The sequence below is a fragment of the Isoptericola sp. NPDC019693 genome, from assembly GCF_044389085.1.
Taxonomy (GTDB): Bacteria; Actinomycetota; Actinomycetes; order Actinomycetales; family Cellulomonadaceae; genus Isoptericola.
In genome coordinates, this window is the sequence record NZ_JBIRXP010000002.1 from 511,612 (window position 1) to 524,565 (window position 12,954).

The 12,954-nt window shown below is 73.7% G+C and carries 12 protein-coding genes; 11 read left to right on the forward strand and 1 reads right to left on the reverse strand.

Annotation, left to right across the window (positions count from 1 at the left end):
- Positions 1 to 118: 118 nt before the first annotated feature.
- The 4 genes from ACH436_RS07740 to ACH436_RS07755 all read left to right on the forward strand — a co-directional run bounded on the left by ACH436_RS07740 (position 119) and on the right by ACH436_RS07755 (position 4,630).
- Entirely contained in the window at positions 119 to 1,990 is a 1,872-nt protein-coding gene (locus ACH436_RS07740; protein WP_430559615.1) for an ABC-F family ATP-binding cassette domain-containing protein, read from the forward strand.
- Between the two features lie 19 nt (positions 1,991 to 2,009).
- On the forward strand, positions 2,010 to 2,465 hold the full coding sequence (locus tag ACH436_RS07745; protein WP_430559616.1) for an Lrp/AsnC family transcriptional regulator: 456 nt from the start codon (positions 2,010 to 2,012) through the stop codon (positions 2,463 to 2,465).
- Positions 2,466 to 2,523: 58 nt separating this feature from the next.
- A complete protein-coding gene (lat, locus tag ACH436_RS07750; RefSeq protein ID WP_430559617.1) occupies positions 2,524 to 3,882 on the forward strand; it encodes an L-lysine 6-transaminase in 1,359 nt (452 codons plus the stop codon).
- A 163-nt stretch (positions 3,883 to 4,045) separates the two neighbouring features.
- Positions 4,046 to 4,630, forward strand: coding sequence for a hypothetical protein (locus ACH436_RS07755; RefSeq protein ID WP_430559618.1), 585 nt, complete (start codon positions 4,046 to 4,048; stop codon positions 4,628 to 4,630).
- 50 nt (positions 4,631 to 4,680) lie between these two features.
- On the opposite strand, the gene ACH436_RS07760 is transcribed toward ACH436_RS07755, so the two are convergent.
- A complete protein-coding gene (locus ACH436_RS07760; RefSeq protein WP_430559619.1) occupies positions 4,681 to 4,995 on the reverse strand; it encodes a hypothetical protein in 315 nt (104 codons plus the stop codon).
- Positions 4,996 to 5,291: 296 nt separating this feature from the next.
- Between ACH436_RS07760 and ACH436_RS07765 the strand changes: the two genes are divergently transcribed.
- The 7 genes from ACH436_RS07765 to ACH436_RS07795 all read left to right on the forward strand — a co-directional run bounded on the left by ACH436_RS07765 (position 5,292) and on the right by ACH436_RS07795 (position 12,953).
- Positions 5,292 to 6,935, forward strand: a complete 1,644-nt coding sequence (locus ACH436_RS07765; protein ID WP_430559620.1) for an ABC transporter substrate-binding protein — start codon at positions 5,292 to 5,294, stop codon at positions 6,933 to 6,935.
- Positions 6,936 to 7,032: 97 nt separating this feature from the next.
- The gene (locus ACH436_RS07770) at positions 7,033 to 8,037 is read left to right on the forward strand and encodes an ABC transporter permease (RefSeq protein ID WP_430559621.1); all 1,005 of its coding nucleotides are present in this window, start codon (positions 7,033 to 7,035) and stop codon (positions 8,035 to 8,037) included.
- Positions 8,030 to 8,962, forward strand: coding sequence for an ABC transporter permease (locus ACH436_RS07775; protein WP_430559622.1), 933 nt, complete (start codon positions 8,030 to 8,032; stop codon positions 8,960 to 8,962). The genes ACH436_RS07770 and ACH436_RS07775 overlap by 8 nt, the downstream gene beginning before the upstream one ends.
- Positions 8,963 to 8,976: 14 nt before the next feature.
- The gene (locus ACH436_RS07780) at positions 8,977 to 10,050 is read left to right on the forward strand and encodes an ABC transporter ATP-binding protein (protein WP_430559623.1); all 1,074 of its coding nucleotides are present in this window, start codon (positions 8,977 to 8,979) and stop codon (positions 10,048 to 10,050) included.
- Positions 10,043 to 11,326 carry an ABC transporter ATP-binding protein gene (locus tag ACH436_RS07785; RefSeq protein WP_430559624.1) on the forward strand — a complete coding sequence of 428 codons (1,284 nt, stop codon included), beginning with the start codon at positions 10,043 to 10,045 and terminating at the stop codon, positions 11,324 to 11,326. Before ACH436_RS07780 ends, ACH436_RS07785 begins: the two co-directional genes overlap by 8 nt.
- Before the next feature lie 2 nt (positions 11,327 to 11,328).
- A complete protein-coding gene (locus ACH436_RS07790; protein ID WP_430559625.1) occupies positions 11,329 to 12,156 on the forward strand; it encodes a type 1 glutamine amidotransferase in 828 nt (275 codons plus the stop codon).
- A complete protein-coding gene (locus tag ACH436_RS07795; RefSeq protein WP_430559626.1) occupies positions 12,156 to 12,953 on the forward strand; it encodes a serine hydrolase in 798 nt (265 codons plus the stop codon). Before ACH436_RS07790 ends, ACH436_RS07795 begins: the two co-directional genes overlap by 1 nt.
- Position 12,954: the final 1 nt, after the last annotated feature.

Consider the following 12,954-nt stretch of genomic DNA (forward strand, 5'->3'; position numbering starts at 1 on the left):
CCGGTCCCGGGGGGCCCGGGGGGGCGGCCCCCGCGCCCGCGGCCCCCCGGCCATCCGTCGCGTCATCCGGCCGGATGCCGCGACGGATCGCCTGGTCGAAGGCGACTACCCTCGACGGGTGGCACATCTTCTCGGCGCGGACGGCATCGCGCTGACCATCGGCACCCGCACCCTCCTCAAGGACGTCTCGCTCGGCCTCGACGACGGCGACCGCATCGGCGTCGTCGGGCCCAACGGGGCCGGCAAGTCGACCCTGCTGCGGCTGCTGGCAGGCACGCAGGCACCCGACGCCGGGCGCGTCACCCGGGTGGGCGGCTCGCGGCTCGGCATGCTCGTCCAGCGCGACGTGGACGACGACGCGGCGACGATCCGCGACCTCGTGCACGGCGACGACGCGACGCACGAGTGGGCGTCCGACGCCCGCATCCGCTCCGTGCACGCCGGGCTGCTGGCCGACCTCGACCTGGACCAGCCGGCGACGACCCTGTCGGGCGGGCAGCGCCGCCGCGTCGCGCTCGCGGCACTCCTGGTCGAGGACCCGGACGTGCTGCTGCTCGACGAGCCCACCAACCACCTGGACGTCGAGGGCGTCGCCTGGCTGGCCGAGCACCTCGCGGCGCGCTACGGCCGCCCGGGCGCCACGGGCGCGCTGGTCGTCGTCACGCACGACCGCTGGTTCCTCGACGCCGTCTGCTCCCGCACGTGGGAGGTGCGCGGCGACGGGACCGGCGGCGTCGACGGGTACGACGGCGGGTACGCGGCCTACATCCTGGCGCGCGCCGAGCGGGCCCGGCAGGCCGCCACGGCCGCCGAGAAGCGCAACAACCTGCTGCGCAAGGAGCTCGCGTGGCTCAAGCGCGGCGCGCCCGCGCGCACGTCCAAGCCCAAGTTCCGGCTCGACGCCGCGGCCGCGCTCATCGACGACGAGCCGCCGCCGCGCGACACCCTCGAGCTCACGCAGATGGCCACCCGCCGGCTCGGCAAGGACGTGCTGGACCTCGAGGACGTCACGGTCACCGTCCCCGCCCGCGACGGTCACGAGGCCGGGCCGCGCGACGCCGCCGGCCGCCGCGTGCTGCTCGACGACGTCACCTGGCGCCTCGGCCCCGGCGACCGGTACGGCGTGGTCGGCGTCAACGGCGCGGGCAAGACGACGCTGCTGTCGCTGCTGGCCGGCCGCCGCGAGCCGGAGTCCGGCCGGGTGCGCCGCGGCAAGACGGTGCACGTCGCGGAGCTCACCCAGGACGTCGGCGAGCTCGACGACGTCGGCCACCTCACCGCCGTGCAGGTCGTGGACCGCGAGAAGCGCACGGTCGTCGTCGACGGCAAGGAGCTCACCGCCGGGCAGCTCACCGAGCGACTCGGCTTCACCCGCGAGCGGGCGCACACGATCGTGCGCGACCTGTCCGGCGGCGAGCGGCGCCGGCTCCAGCTGCTGCGGCTGCTCGTCTCGGAGCCGAACGTGCTGCTGCTCGACGAGCCCACGAACGACCTGGACACCGACACCCTCGCCGCGGTCGAGGACCTGCTGGACGGGTGGCCGGGCACGCTGATCGTCGTCTCGCACGACCGGTACCTGCTGGAGCGGGTCTGCGACCGGCAGTGGGCCCTGCTCGGCGACGGTGCGCTGCGGGACCTGCCGGGAGGTGTGGAGCAGTACCTCGAGCTGCGGCGGGCAGCCGTGCCGGGTGCCGCCGCCTCCGGCGCCCCCTCCACCGAGCCTGCCGCCCCCGCTCCGGGCGCGGGACCTGGGGTGACGGCGTCGGGACCCTCCGCGGCGGAGGTGCGAGCCGCCAAGAAGGAAATCTCACGTATTGAGCGGAGGTTGGCTCGGATCGCGGACGAGGAGAACACTCTGCACGAGCAGATCGCCGCCGATCCGACGGACTACACCGCGGTGGCGGCCCTCGACGAGCGCCTCCGGGCGCTCGGCGCCGAGAAGGAGGAGCTCGAGATGGCCTGGTTGGAGTCCGCCGAGGTGGCGGGATGATCGACGGGAAGCGCGACGCATGAGCGACACCGTCCTGGACGACGTCGACCGGGCGCTCGTGCGCGCGCTGCGGGAGGACGGGCGCGCGACGCTGGCGGCGCTCGCCGGCGTGACGGGCCTGTCGCAGTCCGCCGTGCAGGCGCGGGTGCGCAAGCTCGAGGCGCGGCAGGTGATCACCGGCTACCGCGCCGTCGTCGACCCCGACGCGGTGGGGCTGCCCATCGCCGCGTACGTGGAGATCACGCCGCTGGACCAGTCGCAGGCCGACGACGCCCCCGAGCGCCTGCGCGACGTGCCCGGCATCGAGGCGTGCTGGTCGGTGGCCGGCAACGCGAACTACCTGCTGCTGGTGCGGGTGTCGTCGCCGTCGGCGCTGGAGGACCTGCTGGGGGTCATCCGGCGGGAGGCGAGCGTGTCCACGCGGTCCACCGTGGTGCTGCGGACGTACTTCGAGGGGCGCCCGCTGGCGCACTGACGAGAATTCCTACGGCGTATCCCTGGTTTGGCAGGAGGTTCTCCTCTACCTTCGGGGTATGACCGAGACAATCTCTCAGCGCACAGCCTCCAGCGTCGGTGGCTCGATCGAGGCCACCGCCGTCCTCGAGTCGCTGCGCGAGCACCTGCTCGTCGACGGCTTCGACCTCGTGCTCGACCTCGAGCGCTCGCACGGCTCGACCCTCGTCGACGCCCGCGACGGCCGCGAGTGGACCGACCTGTTCACCTTCTTCGCCTCCAACCCCCTGGGCATGAACCACCCCGCCCTGTTCCGCGACCCGCTGTTCCGCGAGGAGCTCACCCGCGCCGCGATCAACAAGCCGTCGAACTCCGACGTCTACACCGTCGAGCTCGCCCGCTTCGTCGACGCCTTCGCGCGCGTGCTCGGCGACCCCGCCCTGCCGCACCTCTTCTTCGTCGACGGCGGCGCGCTCGCCGTCGAGAACGCCCTCAAGGTCGCCTTCGACTGGAAGTCGCGCCACAACGAGGCGCACGGCCGCTCGCCCGAGCTGGGCACCAAGGTGCTGCACCTGCAGCACGCGTTCCACGGCCGCTCGGGCTACACCATGTCCCTCACCAACACCGAGCCCGGCAAGGTCGCCCGCTTCCCGAAGTTCGACTGGCCGCGCATCAGCTCGCCCTACCCCGGTCACGACGCCGGCGGCGCGCTCCGCGACGTCGAGGCGCTCGAGGCCCAGGCGCTCGCCGAGGCGCGCGCCGCGTTCGAGGCGCACCCGCACGACATCGCCTGCTTCGTCGCCGAGCCGATCCAGGGGGAGGGCGGCGACCACCATCTGCGCGCCGAGTTCCTCCAGGCCATGCAGGCCCTGTGCCACGAGCACGACGCGCTGTTCGTCCTGGACGAGGTGCAGACCGGCGTCGGCATGACCGGGACGGCGTGGGCCTACCAGCAGCTCGGCGTCCAGCCCGACGTCGTCGCCTTCGGCAAGAAGGCCCAGGTGTGCGGAGTCATGGCGGGCGGCCGCGTCGACGAGATCGACGACAACGTCTTCCACGTCTCCTCACGCATCAACTCCACCTGGGGCGGCAACCTCGCCGACATGGTCCGCTCCCGCCGCATCCTCGAGGTGATCGAGGCCGAGGGGCTGATCGAGCGCGCCGCGCACGTCGGGGCGGGGCTGCTGGCGCGGCTCGAGACGCTCGCCGCCGCGCACCCCGGCGTCGTCAGCGACCCCCGCGGCCGAGGGCTCATGTGCGCCGTGTCGCTGCCCTCGCGCGACGTGCGCGACGCCGTCCTGGCCGGGCTGCACGCCGAGGGGTGCCTCATCCTCGGCTGCGGCGAGCGGTCCGTGCGGTTCCGGCCGGCGCTGACGGTGGACGAGGCCGTGTTGGACTCTGCTGTTGCGGCTCTCGATCGCGTGGTGACGCGGGTCTGAGCTTGGGCCGAAACCTCGCTTTCGGTTGACGGCCGGGCGGGGGATCGCGCGCACGGTAGCGTTCACGGGCGCCAGGGCGCCCTCCACTTCGGGACGTCTACTACCGTGCGCGCGATCCCCCGCCCGGCCTTTTTTCGTCTCGCGGTGGTGGCAGGCTGAGGTCGTGGCTGACTTTCACGTGGTCGTGGACGACGGCGAGACGGGGCTGGTGCTGACGGTGCTGCCCGGTGTGGGGTACACGGCGGAGGGGCCGGTGCTGGCGCGGCCTGCCGCTGCGCTGCGGTCTGATGGCTGGTCGGTGCGGACGGTGGTGTGGGACGGGCGGCCGGACTTCGACGTCGCGCGGCGGGTGTATGCCGACGTGCTGCGGGACGGCGTGGCCGCCGCGCCCTCGGCGGTGCACCTGGTGCTGGCGAAGTCGCTCGGCACGCTGGCGCTGCCCGTCGCCGTCGAGCTGGTGCTGGCCGGGGCGTGGCTGACGCCGCTGCTCACCACCGGCCGTACGCCCGAGGTGCGTGCCGCGGCCGCCGGTCTGGGCGCGTCCGGGGTGCCGGCGCTGCTGGCGGGCGGCACCGCCGACGGGCTGTGGGATGGCGCGCTGGCTGCGGCGTCCGGGGCGCGCGTGCTCGAGGTGGACGGCGGCGACCACTCGCTCGAGATCGACGGCGACCCGGAGCGCACGGCGCGGGCGCTCGACGACGTCACCGCCGCCGTCGTCGACCTGGCCGGGGCCGCGCGCGGCGAGTGATCGGTCGGAGGGCGGCATCCGTCGCGACCGTTCAGGACGGCAGTTCGGGTTCACGTCGGCAGTTCGAACTGCCGACGTGAACCCGAACTGCCGCCGCGAGCGCGCGCGGGCGGCGGCGGGGGTGGCAACAGCGGGTTGACGCGTGCCGCGCGGCGGACCTCCGCCGGGAACCTGGCGAGCAGTCGTCGCGCGACGCCGTCGGGGTCGCGGGCGTCCCGGGCGACGAACCGCAGCGGTCGGATGCCGAGGTGCTCGACGATCGCGTCCTCGCGCACCTTCTCCTCGAACAGTGCGCGTTCGGCGTCGTAGCCCGGGCCGAACGCGCCGTCGCGGTACTTGATGCGGCCGTCGAACTCGGCGAGCACGCGGTGCTCCGGCCAGGCGAGGTCGACGAAGAAGCGTCCGGCGTGGGTGTCGACCTGGAACTGCCGCGGTCACGGCGTGAGGGCCGCGGCGCGACACGCGGTCGATCGTTACTGATCCTTAACAGTGATTTTCACCACCAGAGGTCATGATGGCGATATGTTCCACGGCAACGCCGCCGTGTCCGCGTGAGCGCGGCCACGACGGCGTGCACGACGACGTGAACACACGCATGGCGACGGCGCCTTGGGCGACACGACGTGGGGAGAAGCCGGTGACGATGGGGCGAAGGGCTGCGGTGGCAACCGCGGCGACAGCGGTGGCGCTGGTGCTGGCGAGCTGTTCGGGCGGCGGCGGGGGCGACGACGACGGGGACGGCGGCGGAGGAGGCGGGAGCGACGCGGACGCCACGCTGCGGCTCGCGCTCGCGCAGGACGTCGAGACGCTGCTGCCGATGGACTCGAACGTCGCGGACAACATCTCCGTCCTCGACGTCGTGTACGACGGGCTGGTCCGCTACGACCCCGAGACCACGGAGCCGTACAACTACGTGGCCGAGAGCGTCGAGAGCGAGGACAACACCGTCTGGACGATCACGATCAAGCCGGACCTCACGTTCCAGAACGGCGAGCCGGTGGACGCCGACGCGTTCGCCCGCGCCTGGAACTACGCCGCGTACGGCCCGAACGCGATGGCGAACAACTACTTCTTCGAGCGGATCGCGGGCTACGACGCGATGCAGGGCGAGACCGACGACGACGGCAACGTCACCATGGAGCCCGAGGCGGACACGCTCTCGGGCCTCAAGGTCGTCGACCCCCAGACGCTCGAGGTCACGCTCACCGGCCCGTTCGCCGGGTTCGGCACGATGCTCGGCTACACCGGCTTCTACCCCATCGCGCAGGAGTGCCTCGACGACATCGAGGCGTGCGCCGTCAAGCCGATCGGCAACGGCCCCTTCCAGGTGGACCAGTGGGACCAGGGCGTGAGCCTCACCGCCTCGCGGTGGGAGGACTACCCCCTCGAGGAGACCCCGGAGTACGGCTCCATCGAGTGGACCGAGTACGCGGGCACCGAGAACTGGCCCGACTTCCAGGCGGGCAACCTCGACTTCGCCGTCCCGCCGCCGGCCGAGATGGCCGCGGCGAAGAACGACCCGGACCTGCAGGAGCGGTTCGTCGAGGGACCCGGCGCGGCGCTCACCTACCTGGCGTTCCCGCTGTACGAGGACGGGCCGTGGCAGGACATCGAGTTCCGCAAGGCGATCTCGCTGGCCATCGACCGGCAGGGCATCATCGACGCCCTGCTGCCCGGTGAGCGCGTCGCGGCGGACAGCTGGGTGGTGCCCGACGGCGTCCCCGGCGGCGAGGCGGGCACCTGCGAGTGGTGCACCTTCGACGCCGCCGCGGCGAAGGCGGCGCTCGAGAAGGCCGGCGGCTGGCCCGACGGCGAGAAGCTGACCATCCACCTCGGCCAGGACGAGACCGAGCAGGCCCTGTTCAAGGCGATCGGCGACTCCATCCAGGAGAACCTCGGCATCCCCTACGAGCTCGACCCGACACCGGACTACTTCGACCGGCGCTCCGCCCGCGACTTCTCCGGCCCGTTCCGGTCCAACTGGTTCCCGGACTACCCGCTCAACGAGAACTACCTTGCCCCGGTCTACGCGAGCGGCGACCCCGAGAACGGCAACGTCAACTTCGGCTACTACAGCGAGGACTTCGAGGCGGCCATCAAGGCGGGCGACGAGGCGGCGACCCTCGACGAGGCGGTCACGCACTACCAGGAGGCCGAGGCCGTGCTGGCCCAGGACTTCCCGACCGTGCCCGTCGTCTTCTCGGTGAACTCGTACTACTACAGCGAGAACGTCTCGAACGTCGTCCTCGACCCGTTCAGCGGCGAGCCCAAGCTGCGCCTGCTGGAGGTCACGAACGGCATGTGACGTCGCGACGCCGGTCGACGCCGTCGCCGGTCGAGCTCGTCGGGACCCGCCCGCGGTCCCGACGAGCTCGGCCGCCTCACCACCAGAAAGACTGTGAATGGGCCGCTACATCCTCCGCCGCTCCCTGCTGGGCGTGGCCACCCTGCTGCTCGTGATGTTCGTGCTGCACCTGCTCACGACGTTCGCGATCCAGCTCAACGGCAACCCCGCGCTCGCGTTCTTCGGCGAGCGGGTGCCCACCGACGCCCAGCTCGCGGCCGTCGAGAAGCGCTTCGGCCTCGACGACCCCTGCTACGACCAGACGGGCAACCCGTGCCTGGGCCCCTTCGTCGAGCGGCTCGGCGCCTACGCGCAGGGCGACTTCGGCACCAACCTGCGGGGACGCGAGGTCACCGACATCGTCGCGACGGCGGCGCCGAACACGCTCAAGCTGTTCCTCGTCGTGACGATCGTGTGGTTCCTGCTCGGCATGGGCCTCGGCACGGTCGCCGCGCGCTGGCGCGGCCGGTCGGCCGATCACGGCATCCGGCTGACGTCGGTGCTCATCGACGCGTTCCCGATCTTCGTGCTGCTGCTCGTCTACCGGTACGTGTTCGCCGTCCCGCTGAACGCGTGGGCCACGGAGACGTTCGGGGCCGGCAGCCTGCCCGCCCTGTGGTTCCGGCCCTCGTTCGACGACGACCACCCGTGGGCGACCCTGCTCGTCCCTGGCATCCTGCTGGGCCTGGCCGGGTCGGCGGCGTTCATCCGCCTGGTGCGCGCGAGCCAGCTCGAGTCGTACACCGGCGACCACGTCCGCACGGCTCGCTCGCGCGGGCTGAACGAGCGGCACGTGGTGGTGCACCACGTGGTGCGCAACTCGGCGGTCCCGGTCGTGACGGCGGTGGGGCTGACGTTCACGGAGGCGCTCGCGGGCGCCGTCATCACCGAGGGGATGATGAACATCTACGGCATGGGCGGGGTGCTGTGGGAGGCGGTGCGCGGCACCGACGTGGCCCTCGTCCTCGGCGTGGTGACCATCCTGGCGGCCGTGACGGTGGCCGTGATGCTGGTGGTCGACATCGCCTACGCCGCCCTCGACCCGAGGATCCGCTATGCCTGAGCCCACCGCAGCCACCACGACGCCCGACGCCCCGCCGACGGACGCCTCGGCGTCGCTCGGCGGGGACGCCTGGCGCCGGTTGCGCCGCCGTCCGGACGTCATCGTGTCGGCGGTGGTCGTGGCCTTCTTCGCGGTCATGGCGGCGTTCCCGACGCTGTTCACCAGCACCGACCCGCAGCGCTGCATCATCGGGGACTCGAAGACCCGGCCGCAGGGGCTCGGGGAGCCGCACCCGCTCGGCACCGACGTGCACGGGTGCGACATGCTGGCGCAGCTCGTGCACGGGGCGCGACCGTCGCTCCTGCTGGCGTTCGTCGTGGTCGGCGCGTCCGTGATCATCGGCATCGTCCTCGGGCTGCTCGCCGGGTACTACCTCGGCTGGGTGGACACGGTCGTCTCGCGGACCATCGAGGTGTTCCTGGTGATCCCGCTGCTGCTCGCCGCGCTGCTCCTGCTCTCCCTCTTCCGCAACGTGAGCGTGGGGAGCGGGGCGTTCGACGTCATCCTGCTCCCGGCGCTCGTGCTCACGCTGTTCGGCTGGATGGGGTACGCGAGGTACGTCCGGGCGGCCACGCTGGAGGCGAAGAACCTCGACTACGTGACCGCGGCCCGCGCCCTGGGGGCCTCCGACCTGCGGGTCATGGTGCGCCACGTGCTCCCCAACGCGATCGGGCCGGTGACGGCGCTGGTGCCGACGGCGATCGCCGGGGTCATCAGCGCGGAGGCGGTGCTGGCGTTCCTCGGCATCGGGGTGCGACCGCCCGCGATCAGCTGGGGGATCATGATCACGAACGGCGCCGAGTGGGTGACCGGCGGCTACCCGTACCTGCTCCTCTACCCGCTCGGGTGCCTCGTCCTCACGGTGCTGGCGCTCGTCGTGCTCGGCGACGCGCTGCGCGACGCCCTCGACCCGAGGCTCCGGTGACCGCGATGACAGGCATGACAGACATGACCGGCATGACGGAGACGACGACCCGGGGCACGACCGCCGCGCCCGGCGCAGCACGGTCGGCCGGGGACGTCCTGCTCGAGGTCGAGGACCTGGCGGTCGAGTTCCGGTCCGACGACGGCGCGGTGCGCGCCGTCGACGGCCTCAGCTACCGCGTGGAGGCCGGCCGCACCCTCGCGCTGGTGGGCGAGTCCGGCTGCGGCAAGTCGGTGAGCTCGCTGGCGGTGATGGGGCTGCTGCCGCCCACGGCGCGGGTCGTGCGCGGCTCCGCCCGCTACCGCGGCACCGACCTGCTGACGCTGTCGCCGACCAAGCACCGCGTGCACTGCGGCACGCACGTCGCGATGGTCTTCCAGGACGCGCTGGCCGCGCTCAACCCCGTGCACACGGTGGGCTACCAGCTCACCGAGTCGCTGCGGGCGCGGACCGGCACGTCGCGGCGCGAGGCACGGCGGCGCGCGGTCGAGCTGCTCGACCTGGTGAAGGTGCCGAACGCCGCGCAGCGGGTGGACGAGTACCCGCACCAGTTCTCCGGGGGCATGCGGCAGCGCGTGATGATCGCGTCCGCGCTGGCGCTCGACCCCGACGTGCTCATCGCCGACGAGCCGACGACGGCGCTCGACGTCACCGTGCAGGCGCAGGTGCTGCGGCTGCTCGCGGAGATCCAGGCCGAGCGGCGGATGGGGCTCGTGCTCATCACCCACGACCTCGGCGTCGTCGCGGGCGTCGCCGACGACGTCACCGTGATGTACGCGGGCCGCGCCGTGGAGCACGCGCCCGTGCGCGACCTGTACGCCGCGCCCGCCCACCCGTACACCAGGGCCCTGCTGCGCTCGGTGCCGCGGCTCGACGCGGCGGACGCGCAGGCCGGAGGGCGTCTCCCGGTCGTCCCGGGCCGCCCGCCGGCACCCGGGAACGTGCCGCCGGGCTGCCCGTTCCACCCGCGCTGCGACCTGGCGCAGGACCTGTGCCGCACGGTCGAGCCGCCGCTCGACGACGTCGCCCACGGCCGGTCGTCGGCCTGCCACTTCGCCGCCGAGCTCCTGGGAGGCGCCCGTGCCTGAGACCGCCGCCGGCCCCGTCGCCGCCGCACCCACGACGTCCGACGACGTCGTCCTCGAGGTGCGCGACCTGGCCAAGTCCTACCCGGTGCGCCGGGGTGTCGTCCTCCGGCGCACGGTGGGCCAGGTGCAGGCCGTGGACGGGGTGTCCCTGGCCCTGCGCCGCGGGCGCACCCTCGGGCTCGTGGGGGAGTCCGGCTCCGGGAAGTCCACGCTCGCGCGGGTGCTGGTCGGGATCGAGAAGCCGACCCGCGGGCAGGTCCTCGTCGACGGCGAGGACGTGTCGACGATGTCGCGCGCCGCGCGACGCGAGCTGCGCCGCAACGTCCAGATGGTCTTCCAGGACCCGTACACGTCGCTGAACCCTCGGATGTCGGTGGGGGAGATCGTCGCGGAGCCGTTCCGCATCCACCGCGACGCCGCCCCCGCCGGCGGCCGGCGCCGGGCGGTGGCCGAGCTGCTCGAGCTCGTCGGCCTCGATCCCGACCACGCGCACCGCTACCCGCACCAGTTCTCGGGCGGGCAGCGCCAGCGTGTCGGCATCGCCCGCGCGCTCGCGGTCAAGCCGCGGGTGCTGGTCTGCGACGAGCCCGTCTCGGCCCTCGACGTGTCCGTGCAGGGCCAGGTCATCAACCTGCTGGAGGACCTGCAGGACGAGCTCGGCCTGTCGTACCTGTTCATCGCCCACGACCTCGCCGTGGTGCAGCACATCGCCGACGAGGTCGCGGTGATGTACCTGGGCCGGGTCGTCGAGGAGGGCGACCGGCCGGCCGTCTACGGGGACGCGCACCACCCCTACACGCGGGCCCTGCTGTCCGCCGTGCCGGTGCCGGACCCGGACGCCCGGCCCGCCGACGCCGACCTGCTGCTCGACGGCGACCCGCCGTCGCCCGCCGACCCGCCGTCCGGCTGCCGCTTCCACACGCGCTGCTGGCTCGCGCGCCGCCTCGCTGCCGAGGAGGGCGTCACGGGCGACGGGCCGGAGGACGTGCCCGCGCGCTGCCGCACCGAGGACCCGGTGCTCGTGCCGCTCGGCCGCCGCGGCGACGGCGGGACCCGTGGTGCCGCGGCCGTCGTGCCGCACGCCGCCGCGTGCCACTTCGCGCGGGAGGCGGCCGCGCTCGGTGGGGGTCCGACGTCCGCCGCCGAGACGCCGTCCGGCCCGGACCGGGCCGTCGAGCAGGACGCCGAGCAGGACCCCGACGACCACGAGCCGGGTGCCGACCCCGTGCCCGAGACCGTCCCCGACAGCCCCGTCCTCGAGAGCAGGGAGCGCTGACCGTGCCCGACCGCCGACCGACCGTCGTCCTGGTCCAGAACTCCCCGCACAGCGGCCCGGGCCGCCTGCCCGCCTGGCTGGAGGCGGACGGCGTGGCCGCCGTCGTCGTGCAGGGCGCGGACGTCGTGGAGCAGGTCGCCTCGCTCGCCGAGGGGGGCGCCGCCGCGCCCGACGGCGTGGACGGCCTCGTCCTGCTGGGCGGCGGCCTGCTGCCCGACGAGGACGAGCGGGCGCCCTGGCTGCCGCACGAACGGGCCCTCGTCGCCGAGGCCCTCGACGCCGGCGTCCCCGTGCTGGGGATCTGCCTGGGCGGGCAGGTGCTCGCGCACGTCGCGGGCGGCACGGTGACGGGCCGGTCGGGCGAGACGGAGAAGGGGCTGTGCCCCGTGCGGCTCCTCGACGCCGCGGCCGACGACGCCCTGCTCGGCCCGCTCGGCGCGCTGGCCGTCGGCGGCGAGGTCCGCATGGTCGAGAGTCACGTCGACTCGATCACCGGGCTCCCGCCGCAGGCCGTGCACCTCGCGACGAGCGACGCGTGCGTCGTCCAGGCGTTCCGCGTGGGCGACGTCGCGTGGGGGCTGCAGTTCCACCCTGAGGCGGCGCCGGAGCGCATCGGCACCTGGGACGCCGACGAGCTCGCGACGCTGGGCTTCGACCGCGACGCGCTGCTCGCCGCCGCGCTCGAGCGCGCGCCGGAGAACGAGCGGCAGGCGCGAGCGCTCGCCGCGGCCTTCGCCGCCGTCGTCCACCGCTGTGAGCGCGATTCCGGGGACAATTCCGGCCCCGAAAGTCCCCGGAATCGTGCTCACAACGCCTCGGGGGTGCGCTGATGGTGAGCACGGGAACGCACTCCGACGGCGTCCCCGTGGTCGCGTACCAGGTGCGGCGCGCGGGCGGCGAGGTGCTCGCCGAGCGCGACGCGGACGCGCCGTTCTACGCGGCGTCGACGGTCAAGCTTGCGGTGCTGGTCGCGGCCGCCCGGGCGCTCGACGCCGGAGAGCTCACGCTCGACGAGGAGGTGGCCAGCGCCGACACGTTCCGCTCGCAGGTGCCCGGCGAGCCCGACTATCGCATCGAGCCCGACGACCTGGACCCGGGCATGCCGCCGCCCGGCACGTTCATGCCGGTCGGGCTGGCGGTCGAGCGGATGATCGTCGTCTCCTCCAACGAGGCCACCAACATGGTGATCGACCTCGTCGGCCTCGACGCGTGCAACCAGGTGCTGGCCGACGTCGGCGCCGCCGCGAGCGTCGTCGGGCGCAAGTACAGCGACCTCGCCGCCGAGGCTCGCGGCGACTCGCACCGCACGACGCCGGCCGACCTTGCGGCGCTGATGTCCGCCGTCGTCACCGGGCAGGTCGCGGGGCCGGACCGCACGCTCTGGATGATCGACCTGCTCGCGCGCCAGACCGACCGGCAGCTCACCTCCGCCGTGCCCCAGGGCGTGCCGTACGGGTCCAAGTCGGGCTGGGTGGACGGCATCCGGCACGACGTCGCGTTCGTGGGCACGCCCGGGCCGGAGGCGCTGGTCGTCGCGGTGTGCACCCGCGGCTACGACGAGGCGCACGCGGAGGAGGCACTGCGGGCGCTGGGCTCCCTCGCGGTCACGCTGGCGGGAGTCGCGTAGC